Genomic DNA, 22,683 nt, shown 5'->3' with positions numbered 1-22,683 from the left:
GGGCATGGCCTCCTTCCACCCTGACCTGACGCTCGCCCGGTTCATCCCGCCGTTCTTCTTCGGCCCGCGATCGACGGCCCTGGCGAACCTCAGTCGTCCGAAGCCTCGACCGGCGCCCGAGGACCTCATCGTCGACGACCTGACCATCCCAGGCCCGGAAGGCGCCCCCGACATCGCGATGCGCGTCTACCGACCGCGCGCGGCCGTCGGCCCGACGCCCGCGTTCCTCTGGATCCACGGCGGCGGCATGATCACCGGGAACCGGCTGAGCGACGAGAGGAGCAACATCGCGTTCGCGCGGACCCTCGGCATCACCGTCGCGTCGGTCGAGTACCGTCTGGCTCCGGCATCCCCCGCCCCGGCAGCCGTGGAAGACGTCCATGCGGCGTTCCGCTGGCTCGTCGACCATGCGTCCGAGCGAGGAATCGACCCCGCTCGCATCGCCATCGGCGGCGCGAGTGCCGGCGGCGGACTCGCCGCGGCCACCACGCTTCTGGCGCGCGACACCGGAGGGCCGCTGCCCGCCTTCCAGCTGCTCGTCTACCCGATGATCGACGACCGCACGGTCACGCGCACCGACCAGGATGTCCGTGGTGTCCGCGCATGGACGAAGCGCAGCAACCGCTACGCGTGGGGCGCCTACCTCGGCCACGAACCCGGCCGCGACGGCGTCTCGGATTACGCGGCTCCCGCGCGCCGGACGGACTTCAGCGGACTACCGCCCGCGTGGATCGGCGTCGGGACGAACGACCTCTTCCATGACGAGGACGTGCGCTACGCGGAGCGCCTGCGTGAGGCGGGCGTGCCGTGCGAGCTCGTCGTGGTCGACGGCGCCTTCCACGGATTCGACATCATCATGTCGGCCAAGCCCGTCTCCCGCGAGTTCTGGCGCGCTCAGGCCGCAGCGTTGCGGGTCGCACTCGGCTGACCATACCGGGCGCCACCGACCGGCCCGGCGGGGAGCCCTCTCCGGAGCCGGGAGAATGGAGGGATGTCCTCGAAGTCCCCGCGGCAGCTGCTCGCCTCCGTGCGCCGAATCGTGCACACCGACCCCACGAGCGTGGCGCCCACCGAGGTCATGCCGGTCATCGACGAGCGCATGGTGCCGAAGGTGCTCGACCTCTCGACGCGCATCGGCGAATCGATGTTCGCCGTCGGAGCATCCGCCCACGAGGTGACGCTCGCCATCACGCGCGTGTGCGATGCGTACGGCCTCCGCGGCGTGCAGGTCGACGTCACGTACAACTCGATCACCGTCTCGTTCCACCTCAGCGGCGAGGTCTGGCCCGAGACGCTGGTGCGAGTCGTCCGCGTCGCCGCTCCCGATCACGCGAAGCTGCAGCGGGTGCAGGCGCTGGTGTCGGACATCGAGAAAGGGCTCGACCTGGAGTCGGCGCGCACCGCGTTCCGAGTGATCCGCCGGATGCCGTTCCGCTATCAGCAGCCGGTCGTCGTGGTCGCCAGGGCGATGCTCGCGGTCGGGGTCAGCATCCTCCTCGGGGCCTCGCCGCTCATCGTCGGACTCACGTTCGTCGCGGCCCTCGCCGCGGCGGTCACCCAAGCCGGCCTCGCCCGCGTGCGGGTGCCCCTCTTCTTCAGCCAGATCGCCGGAGGGTTCGTGACCACGGTCGTCGCGGTGGCGGTGTCGGCCCTCGGGTCTGCGGGGATCGAGCCGTTCGTCGCCATCCGTCCCTCGATCATCGTCGCCTCGGGGATCGTGCTCATGCTCGCCGGACTCACCGTGGTCGGGGCGGCGCAGGATGCCATCGACGGCTTCGCCCTGACCGCAAGTGGACGCATCCTCGACCTCACGATGCAGACGCTCGGCGTCGTCATCGGCATCCTCGTGGGCCTCGAGCTGGGCAGCGTGCTGGGGTTCACGATGGACCTGCCCGACGACGCGGCACCGTTCGGGCCCCTCGTGAGCGTGTTCGCGGGAGCGATCATCATCGCGGTCGCCGTGGCGGTGTTCAACGGCGCCGGCATCCGGATCATCCTCGTCAGCGCGCTGCTCAGCGCCCTCACGATCGCGGGGTACACGGTCGCCACCGCGCTGCAGTTGCACCCTGCCGCGGCGAGCGCGCTCGGTGCCCTGCTCGCGAGCTTCGTCGGAGTGCTGATCGCGCATAACCTGCACGTGCCGTCGGTCGCCGTCACGACCGCGGCGATCGTGCCGCTCGTGCCCGGAGTGGCGGTGTTCCAGGGCCTGCTCGAGATGGTGCACACCAGCGCGACGGCATCCGACATCGTGGGCGCCGGCAGCTCGCTCATCTACGCCGCGGTGATCGGCATCGGACTGGCGTCCGGTGCGTCGCTGGGTCTGTATCTCGGCACCCCGGTGCGCGCGACCCTCGGGAGCGTGACGAAGACCCGGGCGCGCGTGCGGCGGTGAGGATGCCGCGGAGCCGCGCCGTCGTGTCGATCGACGGTCAGTGCGCTCCGTCGTACAGCTCGCCGACCGGGACGGCCACCGACAGCACGTTGCCCGGCTGGGCGAGTGGGCACGCCCACGCGGGATCGTAGGCGCATGAGGGGTTGTAGGCGAAATTGAAGTCGAGCACGATCGTGCCGCGGACGGCATCCGAACCGAGGTCGGCCCCCTTGATCGTGTCGATCAGGTAGCGCCCGCCGCCGTACGTGCCACCGGGGCGCCCGGCGAGCGCATCGCGCACCGGGATGAACAGCCCGCCGCCGTAGGTCGTCAGGCGCCAGATGTCGAGCGTCCCGACATCCGGAATCTCCACCAGCCCGACCCGCTCGAACGGCACGACACCGTCCGTGCCGGTCGCGAACTCGAACCCGCCCGGTTCCGCGGGGAGGATGGGCAGCTCGAAGCGCCACTCCGGATCATAGGGAGCGATCGGCAGCCCTTCGAACATCAGCCGATCCTCCGCGAGGAGAGGCGTCGCCGGGTGGTGCATCAGCAGCTCATCGCGCTCGATGCGCCAGAGCTCGTGCGCCTCTTCCGGCGACTCGGCTCGACGCACCGCGTCGTACAGCGCGAAGACGCGCCGCCGCCAATCGACGACCTCGGCGGCGGTGCGGGCTTTCGTGAGCGTCATGCAGTTCAGGCTACGTCGATAATGGACGGATGGAGCCGTGGCAATCGAGAGAGTGGTTCTCCGAGTACCTCGACGTCTGCAACAGCCACGACCTGGACGCACTTCGCGAACTCGTCGATCCGGACGTGCGGCGCGCACACCTGCCCGGCGGCGCGGATGCCTGGATCGACGACATGGCCGACCTCTTCCATGCTTTCCCGGACTGGCGCTGGCGGCGCATCCAGCTCGTCATCGAGGAGGATCGGATCGCGGCTCACCTGCGCGGAAGCGGCACGCACACCGGCGTCTTCCGCGGCCTGTCTGCCACCCGACGGCACGTGAACGTCGCCGAGTTCGGGATGTATCGCATATCCGGTGGACGCATCGTGGAGCATGCCGGTTCGGAGCCCGAGCTGCGGATCAGAGCGCAGCTCACGGCCTGAGGGTCGCAGCGCTCGCCTCAGTCGCCGAACGCGGCGAGCAGCTCGGCGAAGTGATCGAGGTCTTCCGCCGACCACCGGCGCAGCCGCTCTCCGAGGCGCTGCTCGTAGCGCGACCGAGCCAGCGCCACCCGCTCCTGCGCCAGCTCCGTCGCGACGAGCACACGCGCACGGCGGTCGTCGGGGTCGCGGACGCTCTCCACGAGTCCGAGCTGCTCGAGCTGACGCACGTGACGGCTGACCGCTGACTTGTCGGTCTGCAGACGCTCGATGATCGCGCCGGCCGACGTGGCCTTGCCCGTCGCGATCGACGTGAGCACCTGATAGCCGAGCGGCTGCAGCTCCGGATGCACGGTCGTGGCGGCCTCGCGCCAACTCACGCGGATGCGGGCGAACAGCCGCCCGAGCTCGTGCTCGACGCGGGAGACGGCCTGATCCAGTTCGGTGCCTTCGGCGGTATCGGCTTCACCGGCGCCATCGACACTGTCGGCTTCGGCGGCGGGCGCGCCCTCGCGGGCGGGTTCGTCGGACGAGGCACTCATGGTCGCCAGCTTACGGCGAAGCCCCGGAAGAGGCCGAGATGACAAATGCAGGTCGAGATCACGGATGCAGGCTCGATTCGCCGATCTCGACCTGCATTCGTGATCTCAGCCTGCTGATGCGCGCGTCGTCAGATCTCTGCGAGCAGCCGGAAGACCTTGGATGCCGCGTGGATCTCGTCCTGCGTCAGCTCGGCCACGACCGTGCGCAGCCGCGTGGCGTGGTCGCGCCGCAGCTCAGCGAGCACCTCGTGAGCCGACGCCGTCGCCGTCAGCACCCGCTGGCGTCCGTCGCGCTCGTCCGGGTGCGACTCGATCAGGCGCAGGTCCTCCAGCATCCGCACCTGGCGGCTGATGACGGACTTGTCCATCTCGAAGAGCCCCGCGAGCTCGTGAGCGTTGGCGGAGCCGGCGCGGTCGATGAAGGCCAGCAGCTTGTATCCGCCGACCTGCAGCTCGGGATCGATGCGCGCCGCCGACTCCTTCCAGAGCGTCCGGGTCCTCGCGAAGATGAGGTTCAGATGCGTCTGGAGATCGCCGAGTGCCGTGTCCACATCCGGCGCCGTCAACGCTTCCGCGGCCGCCATCTCAGCTCCTCGACTCGCGATCGTCGCGCTCGAGCACAGTCACCGATCCGGTCGCCGGCTTCGAGGACTCGGCACCGGCGGTGCGGATGGTGCCCGTCGACATCGATCCTCCGACCTCGGCCTCGGCGACCTCGATCGCCGAATCCTCGGCCTGCTCGCGCAGCTGCTCGGCGGCGTTCTTCGTCGACAGCGGCTTGTTCTTGATGAACGCGATCGCGATGATGGAGATCACCGCGAGCGGGATGGCGATGATGAATGCGTCGGCGATGCCGTGGCCGTAGGCGCCCTCGACGATCGCACGGATCGTGTCCGGCAGCTGCCCGACCTTCGGCACATCACCCGAGGCGAGGTGCTCGAGGGCGCTGACCTCGTCGGGCGTCGTCGGCACGAAGCCGTCGAGCGCGTCGGCCATGTAGCTCGCGACGCTGGTCGAGAGCAGCGAGCCCATCACCGTGACGCCGATGGTTCCGGCGATGGTGCGGAAGAAGTTGACGTTCGACGAAGCCGCGCCCAGCTGCCTCGGGGAGGTGTCGTTCTGCACGATCAGCGTGAGGTTCTGCATGACCATGCCGAGCCCCGCGCCGAGCACGAACATATAGCCGGCCACCAGGGGGAACGGAGTGTCGTAGCGGAGCGTCGCCATCAGGCTGACGCCGACCGTGGTGAGCACGGAGCCCGTCAGCATCCATCCCTTCCACTTGCCGAAGCGGCTCACGAGCTGCCCGATGATGATCGACGCACCCATCTGGCCGACGATCATCGGGATGGTCATGAGTCCCGACTCGGTCGGTGTGGCGCCGCGAGCGAGCTGGAAGTACTGCGCGAGGAACACCGACGTGGCGAACATCGAGACGCCGATCGCGATCGACGCGATGACCGAGAGCGTGAAAGTGCGGCCCGTGAACAGCGACATCGGCACGATCGGTTCCTTGACGAAGAACTCGACCGCGATGAACGCGGTGATCGCAACGCCGGCGGTGACGGCGAGCATGATGCTCGTCGAGGAATCCCAGTCGAACTGGTTGCCGCCCATCGAGACCCAGATGAGGAGCGTCGAGACGCCGACCGCGAGCAGCACGATGCCGAAGTAGTCGATCGACACCTTGGAGTCGCGCTGCGGCTTCGGCAGGTGCAGCGTGAACTGCAGCAGCACGAGGGCGAGGATGGCGAAGGGAACGCCGACGAAGAAGTTGGAGCGCCAGCCCCACACATCGGTGAGGAGTCCGCCGAGGAGCGGGCCGCCGATCGTGCCGAGGGCCATGATGCCGCCGACCACGCCCATGTACTTGCCGCGCTCGCGCGGAGAGATGATGAGGGCGACGGCGATCATCACGAGCGACATCAGGCCGCCGACGCCGATGCCCTGCACGACGCGGACGGCGATCAGCATGTTCGTGTCGGTGGAGAACCCGGCGATCACGGTGCCGACGGTGAAGATGATCAGCGAGAGCTGGACCAGGATCTTGCGGTCGACCAGGTCGGCGAGCTTGCCCCAGATCGGGGTGGAGACGGCGGTCGCCAGGAGGCTGGCCGTGATGACCCAGGTGTACTGGGACTGCGTGCCGCCTAGGTCGGCGATGATCACCGGCATCGAGGTCGACACCACGGTGCCCGAGAGCACGGCGACGAACATGCCGACGACGAGGCCGGAGATCGCGGTGTAGACCTCGCGCGGCGAGCGCACGGGCATGGCTGCGGAAGAGGATGAGGCGTGTGTCACAGTGTGGATGCTCCTGTGTAGAAAGTTGATAAGAGTCAACTATACGCGCGTAGTTGCCAAAGAGCAACTATCGACCGGAGGCAACGATCGCCGTCGATCTCGGGATGCCGATGTCGGCGGTGCATGCGACGATCTCCCCGTCGACAGGAGACCGGATGCGAGGCGAGGCGACGGTCCTGCATGCCGATCTCGACGCGTTCTACGCCTCGGTGGAGCAGCGAGACACGCCTGCGCTGCGCGGTCGCCCCGTGATCGTCGGCGGCGGGGTGGTGCTCGCGGCGAGCTACGAGGCCAAGGCACGCGGGGTGCGCACGGCCATGGGCGGTCGCCAAGCGCGGGAGATCTGCCCGGATGCCGTGATCGTCCCGCCGCGGATGGACGCGTACTCCGCCGCCAGCAAAGAGGTCTTCGCCGTCTTCCGTGACACGACGCCGCTCATCGAGGGTCTCTCGATCGACGAGGCGTTCCTCGAGGTGGGTGGCCTCCGCCGGATAGCGGGGACGCCGGAGGAGATCGCGGTCCGGTTGCGCGAGCGGGTGCGCACCGAGGTCGGGCTCGCCATCTCGGTCGGCGTCGCGCGGACCAAGTTCCTCGCCAAGGTCGCCAGCGCCGTGAGCAAACCCGACGGACTGCTCGTCGTCGAGCCCGACCGGGAAGAGGAGTTCCTCCTCCCCCTGCCGGTCGAGCGGCTGTGGGGCGTCGGCGCCGTCACCGCCGAGAAGCTGCACCGGCTCGGCATCCGCACGGTCGGGCAGCTCGCCGAGCTGGAGGCGTCCGCCGCCGAACGGCTGCTGGGCAAGGCGACCGGCGCGCACGTGCACGCGCTGGCACGCCTGCGGGATCCGCGCCCGGTCGACACGACGCGGCGGCGCGGATCCATCGGGTCGCAGCGCGCTCTCGGCAGCCGCCCGCGGTCGGCCGAGGAGCTCGACCTCATCCTCACGCAGATCGTCGACCGGCTCGGGCGTCGGCTCCGTGACGGCGACCGCGTCTGCCGCACGGTCGTGCTGCGCCTCCGCTTCGGCGACTTCGCGAAGGCGACACGATCGCGCTCGCTCGGCGCGCCGACCGATCGCACGACGCGGCTGCTCGCCGTGGCGCGGATGCTGCTCGCCGCGGCTCAGGCGGAGATCGCCGACCGCGGCATCACGCTCATCGGCATCTCGCTGGCGCAGCTCGACCACGCCGACCGCGTGCAGCCCGAGCTGCCGCTCGAGTGGGACGACGGCGAGCGCCTCGACACCGTGCTCGACGCGGTGCGCGATCGCTACGGCGCGACGTCGGTCGCCCGCGCCACACAGCTCGGGCGCGACCCGGGCTGGTCGACGCCGCTACTGCCGGAGCACGAGTGAACGCGTGCGCTACTCTTCCGTGGCGCGCGTCACTCGGAACCCCGGTCAGCGAGGACCGCCCGAGCGGCCAGCCCGATGATCGCGCTGTAGGTGGGGTACGCGAACCGGACACCGGCGAGGGTGGAGACGTCGACACCCGCGGCCATCGCGGTGGTGACCGACTGGATGACCTCGATGGCGTTCTCCCCCACCGCGTGCGCGCCGAGGATGAGCTCGCGCCGACGATCGGCGATGAGCTTCACGAACCCGGTCTCGCGATCGTCGATCACTGCCCGCTCGAGGCTCGCGTACGGCACCGACACCACCACGCAGTCGGTGTCGCGCTCCCTCGCCTGCTCTTCGGTGAGGCCCACTCCGGCGTAGTCGGGATCGGTGAACCCGCCGGCGGGCAGAAGGTGATGCGGCGTGCGTCGGTTCGCGCCCAGCACCGCGTTCTCCGCCGCGGCCTCGCCCTCGAACTGGGCCGCCTGCACCAGCATGTCGCGCCCGTTCGCGTCGCCGACCGCGAAGATGTGCGGCACCACGGTGCGGAAGTACCTGTCGGCGGGAATCGCCGAGCGCTCGATCTCGACGCCGGCGAGCTCGAGGCCGAGGTCCTCGACGTCAGCGGGCCACCCCGTCGCCATGATGACCGTGTCGAACTCCGCAGAGCGCTCCTCGCCCGCGTCGCGCCAGTGGAGCCGGATGCCGTCGTCGATGCTCTCGAGACGGGTCACCGTCTCGATCCCGGTGTGCACATCGATGCCCTGGTCGCTGAACGACGCGGCGACGGTCTCGGCGATCGCGGCATCCGCAGCCATCAGCACGCGCGGGGCGACGTCGAGGAGCGTCACCTCCGACCCGAAGGAAGAGAAGACGGTCACGAGCTGCGCACCGGTGTTCCCCGCGCCGATCACCGCGACCCGCCGCGGCAGCGCCGGCAGCGAGAGGACGTCTTCGGGGACGGTGGCGAGCTCGGCGCCAGGAATAGGCAGACGGCGCGAGTGGCCGCCGACGCAGACCAGGACCGTGTCGGCGGAGACGCGGCGCCCGCTGTCGAGCACCAGCGTGTGCTCGTCGGCGAAGCGCGCGCGTCCCTCCTGGATCAGGTCGATCCCTGCCGCGTCGAAGCGCTCCGCCTCGCGTTTGATCGAGCGCACCCGCTCGACGCGTTCATGCACGCGGGCGACCGTGGTGGGCCAGTCGATGACCGGGGCTCCGGCACGGACACCGTAGTCATCGGCATGGCGCGACTCGCGGATCAGGCGCGCGGTCTTCGCCAGCACGCGGGTCGGCACGCATCCGGTGTTCACGCAGGTCCCGCCGGTGCGGCCCGCCTCGAGGACGACAACTTTCGCGCCCAGCTCGGCGGCGCGCAGGGCGGCGGCCGTGCCGGCCGGCCCCGCACCGATCACCGCGACGTCATAGTGCTTCTCGGACGCTGAGAGGTCTCGGAACTCTGCCATCGTGTCTCCTGCGCAGTCGGTCGTCGCTGCCGTCGCGCTGATCACGCAGCAGCCCTGCATCGATCATGACGGATGCCGCGCCCCGGCGCGCGCGGACTTCCGCCCGTCGTTCCCATCGTGCGGCCCAACGAGCGGCACCGACGCGTTCAGCACCACGAGCGCGATCGTCCCCAGCGCGGCGATCACAGCGGGGATCCAGAAGAGCTGCGGCATACCGAGCCACCCGATTCCCCGTCCATATAGAGGGGAAGGTAGGCGAGCTTGACGGTCTCGCCGCACATGATGAGCACGTAGATGCCGGTGAAGACGAGCAGCGGCAGCGTCGACCGCCGTCGGGGCACCCGTACCGTCGGTCTGGGCGGAGCCTCTCCTGCGAAGGGTGGAGCGGCGCGGACGCCGATCAGCGGGACGAGCGAGAGCAGCACGCTGATTCCGGTCACGAGCAGCAGGGGCCGCAGCCCCAGCACCGCTCCGAGGACGGCACCGAGCACGGGCCCGACGATCCACCCCAGTGCCATCGCCATCCTGATCAGCGCGACGACCTCGTTGTCGGCGGGTGTGGGCGCCCGGTTCAGTTCGTCGCGCACGGCGGCCTGCAGCTGCGCGGCGCCCGCGCCCGCAGCGCTGAGCAGCAGCGCGTTGATGACGAACGGCATCCACGCCTGCATCGCGAGAGCCATCAGGACCCAGCCGGCGAACCCTGCGAGAGCGGACAGCCGGAAGACGAGCAGACGTGAGCCGGTGCGATCGGAGAGCGAACCCACCACGTACCCGACGAACGGGGCGGCGAGGTTGGTCAGGAAGTACAGACCCGCCTGCGCCTCCGACAGGTGCAGCTCCTCGACGAGGAAGAGGGTGATCTGCGGGATCGTGATGGAGATGCCGATCCCGGAGATGACCAGGCTGAGGAAGGCGCCCCGGAGCAGCCGGGACCGGAAGATGTATCGCGAGGCGGAGACCCGTTCGGCTGCCTGCCCTCGAGATGTTGAGTGCCGTTCCGCCACCCGGTCAGGTCGCGAGGAGCGGCGGCTGGTGCGGGATCTCTATCGGTCGCGTCGAGCGCGACCGATCGTGCAGACGCCGAACGTCTTCGAGGACGTCGATCGGGGACATGTACCGCGTCGCTGCGGCGATCTCCCTCATCCACATGACCTCGACCTCGTACTCGTCGACCTTGTACACGCATCCCAGCGTGCGACGGGGATCGCTCGCCTCATAGCGGTGGTCGAGGATCAACCATTCGTATTCAGTAACTTTGCGGAGCTCGAAACGAGCATCGGGGAGTCCGGTCATGTCACCCTCCAATCGGACAAGTACACTCTCGCCCCGACGTAACACAGAAGATAGCTACTTGACAGAATGCATGCACCGAAGGTACAGGTGACTCCCGGTTTCCTCACAGACACCTCACGCCGCGCCCGGGTGGTCGATGCCGTCGGTCATCCGCCAGGCGATCCACCGGCGTGAGTGCGCGGCGACCGGCATCCGTCGTCCGCCATACCGCACGCCTCCGCGCAGCCGGGCGCCGATCGCGAGCCAACTGGTGACGGCCCGCTCGATGACCCACAGCGGCGCCCACAGCGCGCTGGTCGCCGGGAAGACCGCGCCACCGCCCGCCTTCCTGCGGCCGCACTCGGCCAGCCCGACGACACCGAGCATCAGCAGCGCGAGACGCTTCGGACGGTGCCGCAGGCTCCACAGCATCGGCAGGAGCGAGGCTTCGACCACGAGCCGCCGTGGCTGGGCGAAGCTGTCGTACGCCTGGCGGACGCGCTGAGAGAGGAAGTGCCGCGACGTCGGCGGTCGTCGCTCGACGAAGATGTCGGGGCGATCCGAGACCACGCCTCCGATGGCGCGCACCGTGCGTTCCATCTCGAGATTCTCGAAGAGCACGTCGGCGTCGTAACCCCCGGAGAGCTGCAGGACCGATCGACGCACTCCGTAGGTTCCCGGATAGTCGCTTCCGAGTGCACGGTTCAGCAGAGTGCGGCCGGTGTCCCAGCGGGCGTGCCAGGGGCGGGGCGAGAAGTGGTTCTGCGGCTTGACCAGGGCGGCGGACTCCAGATCGGCGGCGACGGCGAGCAGCTCGTCCCGCCGGTATCGGACATCGTCGTCGGCGATCACCATCCGCTCGTGCCGGGCGACGGCGACACCGGTGAGGACCCCGCGGACCTTGCCGTTCCATCCGGATCGCGCGTCGACGGGGATGTGCCGGACGAGACCCGCCCACGCGTCGGCATGAGCGGCGAAGCGCGCCGGGTCCGAGCCGTCGACGACCGTCACGTCAGCCCACTCGCGAAGGGCGCGGAGATACTCCGTGAGGTCTGCCAGCGCGCTGTCGTCGTCCCAGCGCAGCGGAAGGATGTACTCGATCATGCGCAGAATATCGGTCTGCCGGTACGCCGCGAGAAAGGGTATTGACAGGGTCCCGGTCCCCGGAGCCGCACATGGTACGACCTCGTCGCGGCTGCGTCGAGGGTCTGCAACGAAGTCGTTTTCGCGCCCACGCTGACCGACATCACTCGATCACCGAAGGAGCACCATGTACTTTCACGTTCAAGAGTTCATCAACGAGATCGCGCAGGACGAGCCGGATCCCGCGGCGGCGAACGCGCTGCAGGAGGGCCTCGGCGGCCAGTTCGGCGAGATGCGCACGATGATGCAGTATCTGTTCCAGAGCATCAACTTCCGCGGACCCTCCGCCAAGCCGTACAAGGATCTGATCCAGGGCATCGGCACCGAGGAGATCAGCCACGTCGAGCTGATCGGCACCACGATCTCGCGACTTCTCGACGGTTCGCCGGAGTATCAGGGCAAGCCCAAGGACCCCGTAGACGAGCCGGGCGCGGGCGGTGCCACGCCGCTCCGCATCGCGGTCGACACGAGCAACATCCATCACTACCTGGTCGGCGCTCAGGGTGCGCTTCCCGTCGACGCGGCCGGCAACCCGTGGATGGGCAGCTACGTCTACAACTCGGGCAACCTCGTGCTCGACCTGCTCTACAACCTCATGCTCGAGTCCACCGGTCGGCTCCAGAAGTGCCGGCTCTACGAGATGACGGCCAACAAGACCGCGCGCAGCACGATCTCGTACCTCATCGTCCGCGATCAGGCGCACGAGAACGCCTATGCCAAGGCGCTCGAGACGCTCGGTGTGAACTGGCGCACCTCGCTGCCGATCCCGAAGACGAACGCCGAGCAGTTCCCCGAGGTCAAGAAGCTCCTCGATCTCGGACTGCAGAGCAAGCAGTACTCGTTCGATCTGACGGCGCAGTCCGAGGCGGGCAAGATCTTCCAGGGCGCGTCGCCGTCGAACGACGGCACCACTCTGGACGCCAGCGAGCAGGCGCCTGTCGGTGCCCCGATGACGATCTCTCCGGAGCGTCTCGAGGAGTTCTCGCCAGGAGCGGATGCCGACCTGCGCGCACTCATCGAAGCCACGGCTGCGATGGAGATGGCCGACATCGACGCGACGTTCGGCCGCATGGGGTGACGCGGGGGCTCAGGCCGCGGGGGTGTCCAGCACCTCATCGACGAGTGAGATGCCGCCGGTCGAGTTCGCCGACTGCATGAGCTCCTCGACCCACTTCACGTTCAGCGGCGGCGTCTCCGGCTCGTCGAAGGTGAAGCGGAGTGGGATCGAGGGGTGCAGCCAGATGGTGGACCGGCCGGCGGGCTCATCCACCGGGTGCTTCCAGGACAGGGTGAAGCTCTCGTTGCGGCGGAGCTTGGTGGCGATGACGACCTTCAGATGAGCGAGGGCGCGGTCCTCGATGTGGATCGGCTCGCTCGAGCCGCCATAGTTGATGGTTCCCATGAGAAAAACATAATCGTCCGGGAGGCCTCCGCGCGTCATCACGGCGCGCGGAAGGCCTCCCGGGCGTTTCGCGGTTCGCGCCCGCGGGGCTGGGTCGGCCGGGGACCCGGAGACAGCGGCGACGGGGTGCTCGCGGTGACCTCCCGGCCGGGCTCGAGCAGGAGCTCCTCGTCGAAGTGGCGGATCGTGACGGGATCGCCGCTGCTCAGCCGGTAGGTCGTCGCGCGAGGGGTGACGTCGACCCGGAGCGTGCAGCCGTGGATCCGCACGCCGAATCCGAGCCTGGTCAGCGCCGCAGGAAGCCGCGGACGGAAACTCAGCCCTGCATCGCTCTCGCGCATGCCGCCGAAACCGCCCGCGATCGCCGTCCAGACGCCGGCCTGAGCGGCGATGTGCAGGCCCTCCTCGGTGTTGCCGTGCAGGTCGTCGAGATCCACGGTCGCGACCTCCGCCAGGTAGTCGTACGCGAGGTCGAGATGGCCGACCTCGGCGGCGATGACCGCCTGTACCGCGGCGGACAGCGAGGAATCGCGCACCGTGAGGGCTTCGTAATAGGCGAAGGCGCGAGCCTTCTCGTCCGCGGTGAAGGCCTCGTGGGCGAAGTACAGCGCGAGCACCAGGTCGGCCTGCTTGACGACCTGCTTCCGATAGAGGTCGAAGTAGGGGAAGTTGTCGTGCAGCAGGTACTGATCGGGGCCTGTCGCGTCGAAATCCCACCGTGCGAGGTCGGTGTATCCGTCGGCCTGCGGATGCACTTGGCGATCGTGATCGAACGGGATGTGCACGGCCGCGGCAGCGGTCTCCCATCCGCCGATCTCGTCGTCCTCGACGCCCAGCCGGCGGGCGACATCCGGATGCCGTCGCGCCGCGGCCGCGGCGCCCCGCAGGTTCAGCTGCGCCATGAGGTTGGTGTAGACGTTGTCGTTGCCGAGCGCGGAATACTCGTCCGGCCCGGTCACCCCGTCGAGGTGGAAGGCGCCGCGTGCGTCCCACCGCCCGAGTGATACCCAGAGGCGGGCGGTCTCCGCGAGGATCTCCGTCCCGACTTCGCGTTCGAAGTCGCGGTCCCCGGTCGCGCGGACGTAGTGCACCGCCGCGGCCGCGATGTCGGCGTTGATGTGGAAGGCGGCGGTGCTCGCGGGCCAATAGCCCGAGCTCTCCCGGCCGTCGATCGTGCGCCAGGCGAACGCGGCACCGGACAGATGCAGCTGCTTCGCACGTTCTCTCGCGTGACCGAGGGTCGAGTGCCGCCAGCGCAGCGCCTGCTCGGCCGCATGAGGCGCGGTCGAGGTCAGCACGGGCAGGACGAACGCCTCGAAGTCCCAGAAGGTGTGGCCCTCGTAGCCGGACCCGGTCAGCCCCTTCCCCGGCACGGAGCGGAGTTCCGCGCGCACGGATGCCTGGAACACCTGGAAGAGTGCGAACCTCACCGCCTGCTGCAGCCGCGGTTCGCCCTCGATGCGCACGTCGGCGCACTCCCAGTACTCATCGAGGCTGGCGCGCTGACCTTCGACGAGGCCGTCCCAGCCGTCGCGCACGGCATCCGCCACGGCGACCTCGGCGCGGTCTCGCAGGGTCGCCGCGGAGAGGTGCCCCGACCATTCGTGGCCGACGAACTTGACGACCTGCAGCGACTCCCCCGCGGCCAGAGTGGCGCGGATCGTGGTTCTGGCCCTGTCGCCTGCGGCATCGGTCTCGACAGTCGGCTCGTGGCTGTCCGGAGCCGTCACGACGTGGTCCATCGCGACGGCCACCGTGAGCGCGCTCTTCCTGGTGCGATGGACCAGGGTCGCCGCCGTGCCGCGGGCGGTGGATGCGACCTCATCCCAGGGCTCGGCGAGCAGATCCCGCACTCGGGGATCGTCGTGCACCGTCGGGAGCGGCTCGTTGGCGAGAGTCTCGGAGAGGACGGTGACATCCGTCCCCTGGTCGATCGCTGTCACGTCGTACCGGATGGCGGCGACGGACCGATGCGTGAACGACACGACGCGAATCGACCGCACCCGCACCCGCCGCCCGGCAGCGCTCACCCACTCGAGTTCGCGGGTCAGCGTGCCGTCGCGGAGGTCCAGTCGACGCCGGTGGTCGACGACCGTCCCGTCCCGCAGGTCGAACGGCTCGTCTCCGACGATGAGCCGCAGGATCTGGCCGTTCGGGACGTTGATGACGCTCTGCCCCCACTCCGGATAGCCATAGCCGTCTTCGGCGTAGGGCATCGGATGCTCTTCGAAGACGCCGTTGAGGTAGCTGCCGGCGACTCCGTGGGGGTCGCCCTCGTCGAGGTTGCCGCGCCAGCCCACATGCCCGTTCGAGAGGCCGAACACCGACTCTTCATGCGCGAGGTGTTCGACGTCCACCCCCTCGATCCCGACGCTCCAGTCATCGACGTCGAATCGCGCTGCCATGGTCATCCCTCCCGCCGTGCTCGCTCGGAGTCGAGCCCAATCGAGCGTACTGACGGTCGTCGGGCATGACGAAAGGGTTGCATCACGAGCGCGGCCCACGTATGGGCGGTGCCTACTCCGGGCCGACCATCTCATCGACCAGCATGATGCCGCCGGTGGAGTTCACCGACTGCATCAGCCGCTCGATCCATTGGGCGTTGAGCTCCGGCGCCTCCGGCTCGTCGAACGTGAATCGCAACGGGATCGAGGGATGCAGCCAGATCGTCGATCGACCGACCGGCTCGCCCTCCGGATGCCGCCACGACAGCGTGAAGCTCTCGTTCCGTCGGAGCTTCGTCGCGATGACGACCTTGAGGTGCGCGAGCGCACGGTCGTCGATGTGGATGGGGCCGGACGTGGAGTCGTACGAGATGGTGCCCATTTTCGAACGCTAGTCCTGTGCGCGTGAATAGTCACGTGCGTCTCGCGTCGGTGACTGTCAGATCGCTCCCGGGGTGCCGTAGTCGGCCTGGTCCCATGGCTCGTCCGTCGCCATCTCTGCGGGACGGAGAATCGCGTCGATCCGCTCCCGGATCTCGGCGACCGCATCGGTGTTGTCGGGCGGTTCCACCTCGGAGTTCGTCGACTCCGCCATGAGGACGGTGCTCGCGTTCAAGAGAACAATGCTTCCACCGTGTTGCCGTCGGGGCTGATCGAGCGGACCGTCACCGTGTCCGCCGTCGAATTGTCGGCGACGAGGCGCGCGTACTCGAGCAGAGTGTCGGCCGCGTCGTCGCCCATCAGAAGAGACTTCTCACCATAGGTCACGTGCTTCATGGCAGCAGAATAGGCCGCCCGCGGCCATCGATCCCGGGTATTGACATCGACGGTCGCCCTGGGGCAGTGCGCGACTTCGCGTTCTAGTCGAGATCGTCCGCGACCTGGACGGGAAGCTCCAGCTGGACACCGGTCGGCGCCTCGGTACCGCGGGTGAGTTGTCGAAGTCTCTCAACTAGTTCGGCATCCTCCAGTTCCGGACCGACGCCGGGCACCCCCTTCACGACGAGCTGGCTCGCGGGGCCGATCAGGAACTTTGCTCGGACGACCGTGCCGTCGTCCTCCCGAACCGGTATGTCGACGATCTCGGCACGCTCGTCGTCACCCAGCGCACGGCTGTACGCAAGCAGTGCCTCCGCGATCGCGTCGCCCGTCAGGTATTCGTCTCCGGCGTACATGATCTTCTGCATCCTCCAGTTCTAAACCAGACCGGAGCGTGAGCGGAGGACCCTTGATCTGCACGGGGAGCACCTGCTACGCGTCAACGCGCCGTATGCGAGTAGCGTGTCCCTCATGGCTGAGCGCTCGCAGGAGAGGTCGCACGGCTCGTCGGCTGGACGTCTCAGCCGTGAGCTGATCATCGGCAGCGCCCTCGAGCAGATCGATTCAGAGGGCGCCCAGAGCCTGTCGATGAGGTCGCTCGCCCAGGGGCTCGGCGTGGAAGCGATGTCGTTGTATCGCTACGTCCGCGGCCGCGAAGACCTTCTGGAGGGTGTCACCGACCGGCTGATGGGCGATCTCACCGCCGGCCTCGACGCGGAACTGACCGAGCATTGGCAGGGTTTCCTGCAGACCCTCGCGCACCGGGTGCGCCGGATCGCGATCGATCATCCTCGCGCCTTCCCTCTGGTCGCCTCGCGTCCTCCGTCGGCGCCCTGGTTGCGGCCGCCGCTGCGCAGCGTGGAGCTGGTCGAGACGTTCTTGAGCACCCTCATCGATCACGGCTTCTCCGACGAGCAGGCCGTGAAGACCTACCGGTCGTTCAGCAGCTTCCTGCTCGGTCAGCTCCTGCTGGAGGCGGCGGTGCGCGGGGGCGAGATCGGGCCCCTGGACGAGCCTTCGGATGAGGGCGATGCCGCTTCTCCGGACAGCGAAGGCCAGACCGAGGTCGATGAATCCGCCCAGATCGTCCGCCTGCGCGACCTCCTGAGCGAGGACCGCAGCGACGAGGAGTTCGAGGCCTCGCTGGAGAGCCTGCTCGACCGCTTGAGCGGAGAGCTCGCGGTCTGATCTGCCCTGCGCGCTCGGCTTGCAGGTCGCAGACTTACGGTGTAAACAAGATCGTGGACATACGGCGTAAGCCGAGACCCCCCGACCCCCCTTCGCCTGGCGTGCGATCACCGCCTCATGTCCCGATGGCGAGCGAAAGCAGGACTCACGATGGGCAGATTCATCTACGAGGGCACGAACAAGATCGAGATCGAAGATCGCGCTCTCACCCACCTCCAGCTCGTCATGACGGCGAAGCTGCGACGGGCCGAGCCGTTCGGTTTCACCTGGCGCGAGGACCCCAGCATCGGCGGCGGTCGGACGACCGTCTGGGTGCACGCAGGCAGCGCGCTCGTCTTCAAATACAGCGGTAGCCGCCAGCCGGCGATCAACCGCGACTGGATCGACGCGCTCGCCTTCACCGCGAATGCGCCCAGCGGCCTCTACCTCGTGCCGGAGCCCCCGGCGCGAGGCGCTGCGGAACGCCTCGACGTCCCGACGTAGAGCGACGACGTCGGCGCGCCGAGTTCCGGATGCCGTAACCCGGTAGCCACCGGCAAGCGCTGCGGTCAACCCCGTTCAGCCCTCTCACGGCTCGTGCGAGTCTCGACGTACTCGACGGAGGGATGACGCGCATGGCGCTGAAGGAATTGTGGCTGGTCCGCCATGGAGAGAGCGTGGGGAACGTCGCCGCGACCGGGGCGGAGGTCGCGGGTGCGGAAGTGATCGCGCTCGAGGATCGCGACGCCGACGTCCCGTTGTCCGCGACCGGGATCGAGCAGGCGAGAGCGCTCGCGACTCCGCTGCTCGAAGCGGCCGAGACGCCGCAGATCGCCTGGCTCTCGCCCTACGTCCGAGCGCAGCAGACCTTCGTGCTGGGGGTGGAGAACGGCCCCGCGATCGGACAGGCGCTCACCGACGAGCGGCTGCGCGACCGGGAGCTCGGCATCCTCGACCTGTTGACGTGGCGGGGCGTTGCGGCGCGGCATCCGGAAGAGGCGGCGCGGCGCGCGCGCCTTGGGAAGTACTACCACCGGCCCCCGGGTGGCGAGTCGTGGGCGGACGTGTCGCTGCGCCTGAGGTCGTTCCTGCATGACGCGCTGGACGCCGATGCACGAGTGGGGCTGGTCGTGGCGCATGACGCCGTCGTCATGCTGCTGGTCGCACTGCTGACCGGGATGGACGAGCCGCGCCTGATGCAGTTCGCCGCCGCCAACACCGTGCTCAACGCGTCCGTGACGCGGCTGCGCTTCGACGGGGAGCGGTGGGAGCTCATCGACTTCTCCGATGTCCGCCATCTCGCCGAGCTCGGCGCCGAGATCACCGTCCACCCGGGAAGCCCCGATGTCCAGCCCGTCTGAGATGTCCAGCCCGTCTGAGCCGACGACCGTCACTCCGGCGCTGCTCCGCGAGTGGGGCCTGCCGGAGCCGGGCGAATCGAAGAAGTCCCGCGGCGAGGCCATGGTCGTGGGCGGCTCGACGCTGTCGGCGGGTGCCGTCGTCCTTGCCGGGGAGGCGGCGCTGCGCGTCGGCGCGGGGAAGGTCGGCGTCACCGCGGATGCCGCGGTCGCCGATGTCGTCCGCATCTCGTTTCCGGAGGCCGGCGTCTACGAGTCGCCGCCGTCGGGACAGCCCGCGGATGCCGCCTGGAATGACACTTTCGAGAACTCCGACGCGGTGCTCGTCGGTCCCGGGTTGGCCGATCCAGGGACGGCCCGCGAGTGGTTGGAACGCCTGGCCGGTCACGAGACCGGCTGTCTCGTGGTGGATGCCTTCGCCGTCGGCGTCTTCCGCGAGGTGCGGCGATCGGATCTCCCGCGATCGCTGATCGTCAACGCGAACCTCGAGGAGGCGGAGATCCTTCTCGGCAGACCCGTCGACGACCTCTTCACCGATCTGCCGGCGTTGGCGAAGGAACTGGATGCCGTGGTCCACTGCTACTCCGCCGTAGCGTCGCCGTCCGGCGGAGTCTGGCGGATCGACGGCGGCGGTCCCGGTCTCGGCACGGCAGGCTCCGGCGATGCGCTGGCGGGTGCCATCACAGGCTTCGCGGCGCGCGGACTCGACCCTGAACGCGCTGCTGTCTGGGGAGCCTGGTGCCATGCCCGCGCCGGCGACCGCCTGACCGAGCGGATGGGGCTGGGATTCCTGGCCCGAGATCTCGTGCGAGAGCTTCCCGCGGCGGTTCTCGATGCTCTGGAAGGATGATCGACATGATCACCGTTCACCTGCGCTACGAGATCGACCCCGACAAGCTCGACGACTTCACCGAGTACGGACGCGAATGGATCCGCCTGGTGAACAAGCTCGGCGGCACCCATCACGGTTACTTCATGCCGAGTGAGGGAGACAGCGACGAAGCCTTCGCGCTGTTCACGTTCCCGTCCCTGGCCGAATACGAGGCTTACCGGACCGCCTCGAAGACCGACGCCGAATGCGTGGCCGCGTTCGAGCTCGCACGCAGAACGCAGTGCATCCGCCGTTATGAGCGGCGCTTCCTCAGCCCGGTCTTCGACTGAGACGGACCCGGCCGGTCGATCGCCCGGATGCCAAGACGTCAGGGCGTCGCGGTGTAGTTCGGTGTCGACAGAGCCGTGTTGTTCCCGGGTGCCGGATCGGTGGTGCCGGCGGGCGCGACCACGCTCACGCTGTACGGAGCCGCATCGGGGACCCAGACTCCATCGTTGCGCAGGTCGAACGATGGACGGATGACGGTGACCGCCGGGCTGGCGGGAATCGCGACCGGCACGCTGAACGTCGAAGTCTCGACGTTGCCGTTCGTGACCGTGGAGACCGGTGGCGCGGGGGTGCCGCCGATGGTCAGCGAGACGCCGCTGAGCAGGCGGTCGTCGAAGCTCACCACCACGGTTGACCCGGGTGGCGCCGGCGTCGTTCCCTGCGTGAACGCATCGAACATCAGCGGCACCACGAGAGTGTAGGACTGCGTGCCATCGGGGCTCGTCGCTCCGATGGGTTCCGCGTTGTCCTCCGGAATCAGGACGATGTCGAACTCGGTGGCGCTGGCGGCGGCGAGGGGCGTGCCGAGGGCGACGGCGACGACGGGCAGAGACCACGCCGAAGCTTTGAGGACCGTGCGGCGGTCGGGACCGGACGAGGGGTTGTCGATGGTGGCGGACATACGCGGGTCTCCTTCAGAGTTGTGGCGCAAGTCGAGCTCCCGCACCCCTTCGGGAAAGCGTAGCCCGGCGGAGTCGGACGACCGATATTCTGGTTTGACCAGGAAGTTCCTCTCCTCCGGACGTCGATTCCGAGCGCGCTCATCAAGGTCGGAACAAGGGCACGCCGAGTCGTCAAGGGGCTCCGGCGATGCCGGCATCCGTCCTACCGTCTGGGCATGGCCATCGAACTGAATCGCCCCGCCCTGAAGCTCGCCCGCTCCCTCGTCCGCGAGGGCGAGGTCGTCCGTGACGAACGCGACGACTGGTCCGAAGCGGCGCCCGGTGCCGCCGACGAGAACCGCTTCATCAAGGAGCACGGATGGACCGAGTTCTCGCACTGGCACCTCGGCATCGACAAGAGCGAGAACCCCGAGACGAAGCAGGCCTACAGCTTCCCGTTCGGCGACTTCCGCAAGGTCCGCCGCTCCGGTGTCATCTCGGGCGAGAGCCGCGCGGGCCAGTACGACCACGACGAGATCCGGGATGAGCTGCGCAAGCTCCTCGAGCTCATCGACTCCGCGGAAGGCTGAGCGGGGCGCTCTTCTCGCTACTCTTGGATCATGCTGAGAACCCGTGCGGCAGCCCCCCGAAACGCCCGGCTCGCCGTTCGCAGTGCCAACACGCACCTCTATCGCGGCGCGAAGCTCTCAGCGAGCATCGACGCCTCTGAGCTCGGCGCATCTCCCCGAGGCCTGCGCCTGGAGTTCCGCGACGGCGTGGTGGTGGATGCCGAGCTGCTGCAGAACGACGAGGGTGACCTTGCCGTCGACGTTCCGGCGTACCGCACGGGTGCCGGAACGAACATCCCGGCGAAGGCGTGGCACGCCTCCGCCGTCGAGCATCCGGACGGCGCGGCTCTGCTCATCGGCCACGCCCTCTGATTCGAGGAGATCATCGTGGTCAAGAAGCGTCGCATGCAGCGCCAGAGCACATCAGGGCCGTTCGATCGCGCCGAGACCGTGGTGGTGGTCTGCCGCGGGGGCGATTGCGGAAGCCGTCGAAAGCACCCGACCCTCGACCACGCCGACCAGCTCCGCCGCATCCGCGAAGGCGTGGGCGACGACGTGACGGTCACCGTGAGCAAATGCTTGGACGCCTGCGAACGCTCGAATGTCGTCGTCGTCATACCCAGCGCGAGAGCACGGATCATCGATCCTTCGCCCGTGTGGATCGGCGAACTCAACGATGCCGACTCCACCGACGACGTCATCGAATGGGTAGCCGACGGAGGGCCCGCTGTGGTCGCGCCGCCACCGATCGTCGACATCCTCCGGTTCAGCCCCACGCGCATGAATCGCCATGAACTCGAGGACGGCGCGGTCACCCTCCCGCGATAGCACGCATGCCGCCCTGTCGACGAGGACGACGTCGCCCCTGGTTACGCTTCGTCGTACCTTGCCCCGCGTCTCTCACGCCAAGAGCCGCCGAGCATGGGGCTCCATCGCGAAGAACTCTCTCGATGGCAACTTCACGCCGTGCGGGGCCGGTCATTCTTGTCGGCGTCGTCGCGCGCCGACAAACAGCAGGACCAGTCCCACACCGAGGACTACCAGCCCCAGCATCATTCCCGCCGTGTCCTGGGGAAGCGCAACGCACCCCGCAGCGACGTCGTCCTCGGGGCACTTTCGCCACTTGTGATTGACTCATAGGATTGGTCTCCTTGTCTCGGGCACCGGTGTCATCGTGCCAGATCAATAATTGTGAGCGGTGGTCCGATTACACCGATGGGTGGCGACGCCGGAACTCCAGACGACGATCCGGTTGGGACGGAACCGCTCCAGATTCCATACGCCCGCGAAGGCATTGCCGAAAGCGTGGCAATCGAACTGCTGGCGCAAGGTCGCCTTGCTCCCGAGTGTCGGTCCGATCGCTGTGGCTGACGCGGCGGCTGCTGGTTCGAGGCTGGCGATAAGACAAACAGCGCCAGCCGCAGCAACAAGGGGTGATCTTCTCACAATGGAATCCGTCTCCGGCCGGTGGCCGCACACCTCAGAAGGTGCGCTAGGTGTTCTTCCCCGACACGTTGTGAACGTCTGAGGTAACGAAGACCTCCGTGCAGGATGTGGGTTACCACACTCACTGTCCACACACGGAGGTCTTCGTGACTCACGCTAACGCGCCCTTGACGCCGGA

28 protein-coding genes are annotated in these 22,683 nt (G+C 68.4%); 13 read left to right on the top strand and 15 right to left on the bottom strand.

Annotated features, from left to right (window positions below; genetic code table 11):
- Positions 1–4: 4 nt before the first annotated feature.
- Entirely contained in the window at positions 5–928 is a 924-nt protein-coding gene (locus RS85_RS00715) for an alpha/beta hydrolase (RefSeq protein WP_046011497.1), read from the top strand.
- 63 nt (positions 929–991) lie between these two features.
- Entirely contained in the window at positions 992–2,392 is a 1,401-nt protein-coding gene (locus RS85_RS00710; RefSeq protein WP_046011496.1) for a threonine/serine ThrE exporter family protein, read from the top strand.
- A 37-nt stretch (positions 2,393–2,429) separates the two neighbouring features.
- Here the strand turns inward: RS85_RS00710 and RS85_RS00705 are convergent, their stop codons facing one another.
- Positions 2,430–3,062, bottom strand: coding sequence for a DUF1684 domain-containing protein (locus RS85_RS00705; RefSeq protein ID WP_046011495.1), 633 nt, complete (start codon positions 3,060–3,062; stop codon positions 2,430–2,432).
- Between the two features lie 29 nt (positions 3,063–3,091).
- On the opposite strand from RS85_RS00705, the gene RS85_RS00700 reads away from it, so the two are divergent.
- The gene (locus tag RS85_RS00700; RefSeq protein ID WP_046011494.1) at positions 3,092–3,484 is read left to right on the top strand and encodes an ester cyclase; all 393 of its coding nucleotides are present in this window, start codon (positions 3,092–3,094) and stop codon (positions 3,482–3,484) included.
- Between the two features lie 17 nt (positions 3,485–3,501).
- Here RS85_RS00700 and RS85_RS00695 read toward each other — a convergent pair whose 3' ends face one another.
- From RS85_RS00695 to RS85_RS00685, 3 genes are all read right to left on the bottom strand, one after another.
- Complete coding sequence (locus tag RS85_RS00695) at positions 3,502–4,023, bottom strand: MarR family winged helix-turn-helix transcriptional regulator (RefSeq protein ID WP_046011493.1); 522 nt, start codon at positions 4,021–4,023, stop codon at positions 3,502–3,504.
- Between the two features lie 128 nt (positions 4,024–4,151).
- Positions 4,152–4,607 carry a MarR family winged helix-turn-helix transcriptional regulator gene (locus RS85_RS00690; protein WP_046011492.1) on the bottom strand — a complete coding sequence of 152 codons (456 nt, stop codon included), beginning with the start codon at positions 4,605–4,607 and terminating at the stop codon, positions 4,152–4,154.
- 1 nt (position 4,608) lies between these two features.
- Entirely contained in the window at positions 4,609–6,297 is a 1,689-nt protein-coding gene (locus RS85_RS00685) for a DHA2 family efflux MFS transporter permease subunit (RefSeq protein WP_046011491.1), read from the bottom strand.
- Positions 6,298–6,482: 185 nt separating this feature from the next.
- On the opposite strand from RS85_RS00685, the gene dinB reads away from it, so the two are divergent.
- Positions 6,483–7,679 (top strand): DNA polymerase IV, encoded by a 1,197-nt coding sequence (dinB, locus tag RS85_RS00680; RefSeq protein ID WP_046011511.1) that lies wholly within the window; start codon positions 6,483–6,485, stop codon positions 7,677–7,679.
- Positions 7,680–7,708: 29 nt separating this feature from the next.
- Here the strand turns inward: dinB and RS85_RS00675 are convergent, their stop codons facing one another.
- The 4 genes from RS85_RS00675 to RS85_RS00660 all read right to left on the bottom strand — a co-directional run bounded on the left by RS85_RS00675 (position 7,709) and on the right by RS85_RS00660 (position 11,500).
- On the bottom strand, positions 7,709–9,124 hold the full coding sequence (locus RS85_RS00675) for a dihydrolipoyl dehydrogenase family protein (RefSeq protein WP_046011510.1): 1,416 nt from the start codon (positions 9,122–9,124) through the stop codon (positions 7,709–7,711).
- A 182-nt stretch (positions 9,125–9,306) separates the two neighbouring features.
- A complete protein-coding gene (locus RS85_RS00670; RefSeq protein ID WP_046011490.1) occupies positions 9,307–10,128 on the bottom strand; it encodes an MFS transporter in 822 nt (273 codons plus the stop codon).
- A gap of 4 nt (positions 10,129–10,132) precedes the next feature.
- Complete coding sequence (locus RS85_RS00665) at positions 10,133–10,417, bottom strand: hypothetical protein (protein ID WP_046011489.1); 285 nt, start codon at positions 10,415–10,417, stop codon at positions 10,133–10,135.
- Between the two features lie 114 nt (positions 10,418–10,531).
- Positions 10,532–11,500: a glycosyltransferase gene (locus tag RS85_RS00660; protein ID WP_052703246.1), complete on the bottom strand. Its 969-nt coding sequence runs from the start codon at positions 11,498–11,500 to the stop codon at positions 10,532–10,534.
- Between the two features lie 166 nt (positions 11,501–11,666).
- Here RS85_RS00660 and RS85_RS00655 point away from each other — a divergent pair, with 166 nt between their 5' ends.
- Positions 11,667–12,617: a manganese catalase family protein gene (locus tag RS85_RS00655; RefSeq protein WP_046011487.1), complete on the top strand. Its 951-nt coding sequence runs from the start codon at positions 11,667–11,669 to the stop codon at positions 12,615–12,617.
- 9 nt (positions 12,618–12,626) lie between these two features.
- On the opposite strand, the gene RS85_RS00650 is transcribed toward RS85_RS00655, so the two are convergent.
- From RS85_RS00650 to RS85_RS00630, 6 genes are all read right to left on the bottom strand, one after another.
- Positions 12,627–12,941: a DUF7882 family protein gene (locus tag RS85_RS00650; RefSeq protein ID WP_046011486.1), complete on the bottom strand. Its 315-nt coding sequence runs from the start codon at positions 12,939–12,941 to the stop codon at positions 12,627–12,629.
- 38 nt (positions 12,942–12,979) lie between these two features.
- Complete coding sequence (locus tag RS85_RS00645; RefSeq protein ID WP_235282289.1) at positions 12,980–15,346, bottom strand: glycoside hydrolase family 65 protein; 2,367 nt, start codon at positions 15,344–15,346, stop codon at positions 12,980–12,982.
- A gap of 112 nt (positions 15,347–15,458) precedes the next feature.
- Positions 15,459–15,767, bottom strand: a complete 309-nt coding sequence (locus tag RS85_RS00640; RefSeq protein ID WP_046011484.1) for a DUF7882 family protein — start codon at positions 15,765–15,767, stop codon at positions 15,459–15,461.
- Between the two features lie 57 nt (positions 15,768–15,824).
- Complete coding sequence (locus RS85_RS19650; RefSeq protein ID WP_160298600.1) at positions 15,825–16,001, bottom strand: hypothetical protein; 177 nt, start codon at positions 15,999–16,001, stop codon at positions 15,825–15,827.
- Positions 15,998–16,162, bottom strand: coding sequence for a hypothetical protein (locus tag RS85_RS19645; protein WP_160298599.1), 165 nt, complete (start codon positions 16,160–16,162; stop codon positions 15,998–16,000). Before RS85_RS19645 ends, RS85_RS19650 begins: the two co-directional genes overlap by 4 nt.
- A gap of 83 nt (positions 16,163–16,245) precedes the next feature.
- A complete protein-coding gene (locus RS85_RS00630; RefSeq protein ID WP_052703244.1) occupies positions 16,246–16,572 on the bottom strand; it encodes a hypothetical protein in 327 nt (108 codons plus the stop codon).
- Positions 16,573–16,675: 103 nt separating this feature from the next.
- Here RS85_RS00630 and RS85_RS00625 point away from each other — a divergent pair, with 103 nt between their 5' ends.
- The 5 genes from RS85_RS00625 to RS85_RS00605 all read left to right on the top strand — a co-directional run bounded on the left by RS85_RS00625 (position 16,676) and on the right by RS85_RS00605 (position 19,890).
- Positions 16,676–17,392, top strand: coding sequence for a TetR/AcrR family transcriptional regulator C-terminal domain-containing protein (locus RS85_RS00625; RefSeq protein ID WP_046011483.1), 717 nt, complete (start codon positions 16,676–16,678; stop codon positions 17,390–17,392).
- 150 nt (positions 17,393–17,542) lie between these two features.
- Positions 17,543–17,875: a DUF7882 family protein gene (locus tag RS85_RS00620; RefSeq protein WP_046011482.1), complete on the top strand. Its 333-nt coding sequence runs from the start codon at positions 17,543–17,545 to the stop codon at positions 17,873–17,875.
- A gap of 122 nt (positions 17,876–17,997) precedes the next feature.
- Entirely contained in the window at positions 17,998–18,732 is a 735-nt protein-coding gene (locus RS85_RS00615; RefSeq protein ID WP_327037191.1) for a histidine phosphatase family protein, read from the top strand.
- Positions 18,716–19,579 carry an ADP-dependent NAD(P)H-hydrate dehydratase gene (locus RS85_RS00610; RefSeq protein WP_046011481.1) on the top strand — a complete coding sequence of 288 codons (864 nt, stop codon included), beginning with the start codon at positions 18,716–18,718 and terminating at the stop codon, positions 19,577–19,579. The genes RS85_RS00615 and RS85_RS00610 overlap by 17 nt, the downstream gene beginning before the upstream one ends.
- 5 nt (positions 19,580–19,584) lie before the next feature.
- The gene (locus RS85_RS00605) at positions 19,585–19,890 is read left to right on the top strand and encodes an NIPSNAP family protein (protein ID WP_046011507.1); all 306 of its coding nucleotides are present in this window, start codon (positions 19,585–19,587) and stop codon (positions 19,888–19,890) included.
- Between the two features lie 38 nt (positions 19,891–19,928).
- Here the strand turns inward: RS85_RS00605 and RS85_RS00600 are convergent, their stop codons facing one another.
- Positions 19,929–20,510 carry a hypothetical protein gene (locus RS85_RS00600; RefSeq protein WP_046011480.1) on the bottom strand — a complete coding sequence of 194 codons (582 nt, stop codon included), beginning with the start codon at positions 20,508–20,510 and terminating at the stop codon, positions 19,929–19,931.
- A gap of 216 nt (positions 20,511–20,726) precedes the next feature.
- Here RS85_RS00600 and RS85_RS00595 point away from each other — a divergent pair, with 216 nt between their 5' ends.
- The 3 genes from RS85_RS00595 to RS85_RS00585 are packed head-to-tail and all read left to right on the top strand — an operon-like array spanning position 20,727 to position 21,887.
- On the top strand, positions 20,727–21,080 hold the full coding sequence (locus tag RS85_RS00595) for a hypothetical protein (protein WP_046011479.1): 354 nt from the start codon (positions 20,727–20,729) through the stop codon (positions 21,078–21,080).
- A gap of 30 nt (positions 21,081–21,110) precedes the next feature.
- Complete coding sequence (locus RS85_RS00590; protein ID WP_046011478.1) at positions 21,111–21,431, top strand: hypothetical protein; 321 nt, start codon at positions 21,111–21,113, stop codon at positions 21,429–21,431.
- A 33-nt stretch (positions 21,432–21,464) separates the two neighbouring features.
- Positions 21,465–21,887 carry a (2Fe-2S) ferredoxin domain-containing protein gene (locus RS85_RS00585; RefSeq protein ID WP_046011506.1) on the top strand — a complete coding sequence of 141 codons (423 nt, stop codon included), beginning with the start codon at positions 21,465–21,467 and terminating at the stop codon, positions 21,885–21,887.
- The last annotated feature ends 796 nt before the right edge of the window (positions 21,888–22,683 follow it).

This window comes from Microbacterium sp. SA39 (assembly GCF_000967865.1).
Classification (GTDB): Bacteria; Actinomycetota; Actinomycetes; order Actinomycetales; family Microbacteriaceae; genus Microbacterium.
This window is presented reverse-complemented; position numbering and strand designations above follow the sequence as displayed.

Excerpts from the sequence above, each read along its gene's own strand:
- RS85_RS00715 (WP_046011497.1), top strand. The coding sequence starts at position 5 with ATGGCCTCCTTCCACCCTGACCTGACGCTCGCCCGGTTCATCCCGCCG.
- RS85_RS00710 (WP_046011496.1), top strand. The coding sequence starts at position 992 with ATGTCCTCGAAGTCCCCGCGGCAGCTGCTCGCCTCCGTGCGCCGAATC.
- RS85_RS00705 (WP_046011495.1), bottom strand. The coding sequence starts at position 3,062 with ATGACGCTCACGAAAGCCCGCACCGCCGCCGAGGTCGTCGATTGGCGG.
- RS85_RS00700 (WP_046011494.1), top strand. The coding sequence starts at position 3,092 with ATGGAGCCGTGGCAATCGAGAGAGTGGTTCTCCGAGTACCTCGACGTC.
- RS85_RS00695 (WP_046011493.1), bottom strand. The coding sequence starts at position 4,023 with ATGAGTGCCTCGTCCGACGAACCCGCCCGCGAGGGCGCGCCCGCCGCC.
- RS85_RS00690 (WP_046011492.1), bottom strand. The coding sequence starts at position 4,607 with ATGGCGGCCGCGGAAGCGTTGACGGCGCCGGATGTGGACACGGCACTC.
- RS85_RS00685 (WP_046011491.1), bottom strand. The coding sequence starts at position 6,297 with ATGCCCGTGCGCTCGCCGCGCGAGGTCTACACCGCGATCTCCGGCCTC.
- dinB (WP_046011511.1), top strand. The coding sequence starts at position 6,483 with ATGCGAGGCGAGGCGACGGTCCTGCATGCCGATCTCGACGCGTTCTAC.
- RS85_RS00675 (WP_046011510.1), bottom strand. The coding sequence starts at position 9,124 with ATGGCAGAGTTCCGAGACCTCTCAGCGTCCGAGAAGCACTATGACGTC.
- RS85_RS00665 (WP_046011489.1), bottom strand. The coding sequence starts at position 10,417 with ATGACCGGACTCCCCGATGCTCGTTTCGAGCTCCGCAAAGTTACTGAA.
- RS85_RS00660 (WP_052703246.1), bottom strand. The coding sequence starts at position 11,500 with ATGATCGAGTACATCCTTCCGCTGCGCTGGGACGACGACAGCGCGCTG.
- RS85_RS00655 (WP_046011487.1), top strand. The coding sequence starts at position 11,667 with ATGTACTTTCACGTTCAAGAGTTCATCAACGAGATCGCGCAGGACGAG.
- RS85_RS00650 (WP_046011486.1), bottom strand. The coding sequence starts at position 12,941 with ATGGGAACCATCAACTATGGCGGCTCGAGCGAGCCGATCCACATCGAG.
- RS85_RS00645 (WP_235282289.1), bottom strand. The coding sequence starts at position 15,346 with ATGGCAGCGCGATTCGACGTCGATGACTGGAGCGTCGGGATCGAGGGG.
- RS85_RS00640 (WP_046011484.1), bottom strand. The coding sequence starts at position 15,767 with ATGGGCACCATCTCGTACGACTCCACGTCCGGCCCCATCCACATCGAC.
- RS85_RS19645 (WP_160298599.1), bottom strand. The coding sequence starts at position 16,162 with ATGAAGCACGTGACCTATGGTGAGAAGTCTCTTCTGATGGGCGACGAC.
- RS85_RS00630 (WP_052703244.1), bottom strand. The coding sequence starts at position 16,572 with ATGCAGAAGATCATGTACGCCGGAGACGAATACCTGACGGGCGACGCG.
- RS85_RS00625 (WP_046011483.1), top strand. The coding sequence starts at position 16,676 with ATGGCTGAGCGCTCGCAGGAGAGGTCGCACGGCTCGTCGGCTGGACGT.
- RS85_RS00620 (WP_046011482.1), top strand. The coding sequence starts at position 17,543 with ATGGGCAGATTCATCTACGAGGGCACGAACAAGATCGAGATCGAAGAT.
- RS85_RS00615 (WP_327037191.1), top strand. The coding sequence starts at position 17,998 with ATGACGCGCATGGCGCTGAAGGAATTGTGGCTGGTCCGCCATGGAGAG.
- RS85_RS00610 (WP_046011481.1), top strand. The coding sequence starts at position 18,716 with ATGTCCAGCCCGTCTGAGATGTCCAGCCCGTCTGAGCCGACGACCGTC.
- RS85_RS00605 (WP_046011507.1), top strand. The coding sequence starts at position 19,585 with ATGATCACCGTTCACCTGCGCTACGAGATCGACCCCGACAAGCTCGAC.
- RS85_RS00600 (WP_046011480.1), bottom strand. The coding sequence starts at position 20,510 with ATGTCCGCCACCATCGACAACCCCTCGTCCGGTCCCGACCGCCGCACG.
- RS85_RS00595 (WP_046011479.1), top strand. The coding sequence starts at position 20,727 with ATGGCCATCGAACTGAATCGCCCCGCCCTGAAGCTCGCCCGCTCCCTC.
- RS85_RS00590 (WP_046011478.1), top strand. The coding sequence starts at position 21,111 with ATGCTGAGAACCCGTGCGGCAGCCCCCCGAAACGCCCGGCTCGCCGTT.
- RS85_RS00585 (WP_046011506.1), top strand. The coding sequence starts at position 21,465 with ATGCAGCGCCAGAGCACATCAGGGCCGTTCGATCGCGCCGAGACCGTG.